Annotated in this window: 2 protein-coding genes; one reads left to right on the forward strand and one right to left on the reverse strand. The window is 70.5% G+C overall.

What is annotated here, in order from left to right:
- Window positions 1-457: 457 nt before the first annotated feature.
- Window positions 458-673 (reverse strand): hypothetical protein, encoded by a 216-nt coding sequence (locus tag IE98_RS0141260; protein ID WP_030277839.1) that lies wholly within the window; start codon window positions 671-673, stop codon window positions 458-460.
- A 356-nt stretch (window positions 674-1029) separates the two neighbouring features.
- On the opposite strand from IE98_RS0141260, the gene IE98_RS0141265 reads away from it, so the two are divergent.
- Window positions 1030-3894, forward strand: a 2865-nt coding sequence (locus IE98_RS0141265) for a tetratricopeptide repeat protein (protein ID WP_159401260.1), incomplete at its 3' end; no start/stop codon positions are given.

Here is a 3894-nt window from a genome sequence, read left to right on the forward strand (position 1 = left end):
GTGGGGTAGGGCTGGCTAGAGGGACGCGTGCCCCGATGGGGGGTCGGGTTGACCGCCCATCGGGGCACGCCGGACCGGCCAATCGTCGGTTAGCCGACCGTCCGGCCTGCTGGTTCACTGGGCTCTCCCGGGCCACCTTCCCGGGTCTGTATCAAGTGTGATCCGTCAGGTTATCCCGCCGCATGGCCCCTCCCCCATCCGACCGGAAAACCGGCCGATCGACACAGGGAAGACCAGGGCCGGGCAGTATCAGAAACCCGGCGCCGGCAAATCCCGCCGCAGGCCGTGGGCCATTTCTTCGGACACCGATCGGAATTGAGGAAATTCGGTCGCTGAGAGCGGAAGAACCAGGACCGTGGCGCGGGCGGGGCAGGCGCTCGGGTCTCTCGAACCCGGTGCCGCGCGGGGTCCTCCTCAGGGCCGGTGGCCGGGTCGGGCACCGGCCCCGAGGAGGCGGTCAGCCGAAGTGCTCGGTGATCTGCTCGATGATCCAGTCGGTGATCGAGCGGGCAGCGCCGGAGGCGGCACCGCGGGCGATCTGCCCGGTGAGGTGGTCGTCGGCGGGCGTCTCCGGGGCCGGGGTCTGGTCGGGTGCGGCCGGCTGCTCGGGGGCCACCGCGGTACGCGGGGTCTTCTCGCTGCGGTTCTGCTGCTTCTTGTTCTTGCGGGACATCAGGTCCTCCCCTGGCGGGTCGTGGTGAGTACGGGTCAGCCGGCCGGCTTGACCACCACGATCCCGGCCAGGAAAGGCCTGGAGTCGATCTGCGGACAGGCCCGGATCATCCCGGAAACGGCCCCGCATCCGCGCAGGTGGGCGCTAGGGTGAAAAACCCGGTCCGGCGGACGATCGCGGACCGGTGCGGACAGCTGCGGACCGCGCGGCGCCACCGGCATCGCCCGCAAGGGCGATCACCGGAAACCGTCACCGGAAGCAGCCGGGTCCGTGGACATGGGGAGGGCATCCCGGTCTGCCGTGCGGAAACCTGTGCACAGGCCGGCGGTGCGGGAGACGGACAGGCAGGGGGCCTGATGGCGCCAGGACACAGCCCGCAGGCACAGGACGCCCTGCGCGCGTTCGCGCAGGAGTTGAAGCGGCTCCAGGCAAGGGCCGGCAACCCCACCGGGCCCCAGCTGGCCAAGGCGTCCGGCGACGTCCTGAATACCAGCGTTATCAGCGAACTCCTCGAAGGAAAGAACGGACACTTCCGGGTTCCCACATGGGAGAAGGTATCCGCCTTCCACAGCGGCTGCAAAACTCATTCCGAGAATGAAGGATTCCCTCTCGAAGAATCGCTTGGGGATATTCTCCGCTGGCGGAGAATGCATGGCGATCTGGTTGAAAAGGTCGATGAATTCGACCTCATCAGTAAAGAAGCAAGACCGTTTCCCGCGCAGGCCTCGTACCCGGCCTGGGAAGCGGATGTCTCTGCAAGCCACGGCCCCCACGCCATGGGCCGGCCGCCTGCCCAGCTCGGTGGCAGGCCTGCCGCAGATCGTGTGCCGGTGTCGGTGGTGCCGCCGTTGGGGCGCCGCGACCCTTCCCGGCCGCTGCGGGGCCGGGAAGGGTTGTTGGAGCAGGTCGAAGCCGATCTGCTGGCCCCGGGCAGGGGCAGGCTGGTCGTGCTGTCCGGTATGGGTGGTTGCGGGAAGACGTCCCTTGCCCTGGAGATCGCGGCCGGCCGTACCGCCGATGGATGGCGGGTGTGGTGGGTTGACGCCCGCAACGGTCCTGCTCTCGAAGCCGGTCTGCGCGCCGTGGCCGGCCAGGCCGGCCTCGCTTCGGAGGCCATGGAGGCGGGCGATGCAGCCGATGCCCTGTGGAGGCGGCTGGGTGATCTCGGCGGGCAATGGCTGCTGGTGGTGGACAACGCCGACGACCCTGCGCTGCTGAACGGACCGGGCGCATTAGCCGAGGGGACCGGCTTGGTACGGCCCGGGACGGGATCCGGTGCGGTCCTGGTCACGACCCGTGACAGCGCCCAGGCCACGTGGGGACCGGGGGTCCCCCTGCGGCGGCTGTATCCGCTGGCTGACGGCGGACTCGACGACGCGGCGCAGATCCTGCTCGACTACGCCGGTGAGAGCGCCGGCACCAAGGAGCAGGCGCGGGCGCTCGCCGAGCGTCTCGGCGGCCTTCCGCTCGCCCTGTACCTGGCCGGCTCGTACCTCGCGGATGCCACCCGGATACCCCACGCCTTACGTGCCCCTGGAACCCTTGATACCTACTCCAGTTACCTGCAGGCGTGGCAGGACAGCCCGGCGAGTCTCGACCCCGAGCAGGCTCTCGCGCGGACCTGGGCCATGTCCGTCGAGCTCCTCGAGCGCCGCGGCTACACCCGTGCTCGTGCCCTGCTCGAGCTCATCGCGGCCTTCGCCGACGCCGAGCTCCCGTACGCCCTTCTCCTCGTCCCCCGACGCCTCGCCGACGCCGGCGATCTCGCGTCCCTGGACGGTCCGGCTCTGTGGCAGCACCTGACCGCCCTCGATTCCCTCGGCCTGATCGATCTCTTCGAAACAGGCCCCGGTGCTGTGCCGGTCCTGCGTATGCACCCGCTCGTGCGGGATGCCTCCCGCACCGCCGGCACCCACGCCGCCGCTTCGGCGATCCTGACCGCCATCGCCCTGGACGACGGCACCGGAAAGCCTGACAACCCGACAGCATGGGTGACGTGGCGGTCCCTGACCCCTCACATCCTCGGCGCCTTCCACCACGCTGCCCGGCACCCGGGCGAGCCCGGGTCGGCGGCTCTCGCCGAGGCCGCCGTACTGGCCTGCCGCTACCTGAGCGCCGCCGGCCTCCACTCCCAGGCCCGCACCGAACTCGAAGCCATCCTCGCCATCGAACGCGATCAGCTCGGCCACACCCACCCCGGCACACTGTCCACCCGCCACGAACTCGCCGATGTCCTGTACAACCAGGAACACCTGGACGCCGCCCACGCCGAGCTCGAAGCCGTCCTGGAGGCCCGCCGCGAGCGGCTCGGCGACACCCACGCTGACACTCTCACCACCCGCCACTGCCTCGCCCTGGTCCTTCAAGACCGGGGCGACCTGGACGCCGCCGACGCCGAGCTCGAGGCCGTCCTGGAGGCCCGCCGCGAGCAGCTCGGCGACACCCACCCCGACACGCTCGCGACCCGTCACGCCCTCGCCTGGGGCCTCTACAGGCAGGGTGGCCTGGACGCTGCCCGCAGCGTGTTCGAAGCCGTCCTGGAAGCCCGCCGCGAGCAGCTCGGCGACACCCATCCCCACACGCTCGCGACCCGCCACGCCCTCGCCTGCATTCTCCAGGACCAGGGCGACCTGGAGAATGCCCGTGCCGAGTTCGAAGCCGTCCTGGCTGTCGAACGCGAGCAGCAGGGCGAGACCCACCCGGACACCGTCGCCGTCCGCCGTACCCTGGCCCGGGTCATATACAGCCAGGGCCATCTCGATGCCGCCAAGGCCGAGTTCGAAGCCGTCCTGGCTATTGAACGGGACCAGCTCGGTGGCCGGCACCTGAGCACCCTCGTCGTCCGGCAGGACCTGGCCTGGATTGCCCACGACCAGGGCGACCTGGAGGCCGCCCGCGCCGAGTTCGAAGCCGTCGTCACCATCCAGCGCGAGCAGGCAGGCGACACCCACCCCGACACCCTCATCAGCCGGAACTCCTTGGCCTGGGTAATGCGGACGCAGGGTGACCTGGATGGCGCCCGCGCCGAGTTCGAAGCCGTCCTCACCGCGCGCCGCGAGCAGGTCGGCGACCCCCACCGGGACCCCCTCACCACCCGCCACTGCCTGGCCCTCGTCCTGCGGGACCAGGGCAGCCTGGATGCCGCCCGCGCCGAGTTCGAAGCCGTCCTCACCGCCCGACGCGACCAGCACGGCGACACCCGCCGGGACACCCTCACCACC

The sequence above is a fragment of the Streptomyces sp. NRRL B-24484 genome (genome assembly GCF_000717715.1).
Taxonomy (GTDB): Bacteria; Actinomycetota; Actinomycetes; order Streptomycetales; family Streptomycetaceae; genus Kitasatospora.

Bases quoted from the DNA above. Each gene is read 5' to 3' on its own strand.
- IE98_RS0141260 (WP_030277839.1), bottom strand. From the start codon at position 673: ATGTCCCGCAAGAACAAGAAGCAGCAGAACCGCAGCGAGAAGACCCCG.